1 protein-coding gene is annotated in these 255 nt (G+C 38.4%); it reads left to right on the top strand.

What is annotated here, in order from left to right; genetic code table 11:
• On the top strand, nt 1–255 hold a 255-nt coding region (locus PSI06_RS21845), incomplete at both ends, for an efflux RND transporter periplasmic adaptor subunit (protein ID WP_273588162.1).

Genomic DNA, 255 nt, shown 5'->3' with positions numbered 1-255 from the left:
AAAAGCAATAAATGGTATTTCTAACAAAGACATTAAAGCATTTGGACAATATGCATTAACGGCGCACCGTGAAGGTGTCGTGCTTCAAGACGACTTTATCCAAGGGCAACGTGTTGATGCTGGGGATGCAGTCATGTTGTTAGCTGATGAAAAACAACTATGGGTTGAAGCAAAAGTTTCTCCAAATAAAAAGCTAAATTTATCAATTGATTCTCCTGCGGTACTTAAATTAGAAGGCCAGAGTTACAATGCCAA

This window comes from Pseudoalteromonas sp. GABNS16E (genome assembly GCF_028598715.1).
Taxonomy (GTDB): domain Bacteria; phylum Pseudomonadota; class Gammaproteobacteria; order Enterobacterales; family Alteromonadaceae; genus Pseudoalteromonas; species Pseudoalteromonas atlantica.
Note: the sequence above shows the minus strand (reverse complement) of the source record. Positions and strands in the feature narration are given on the sequence as shown.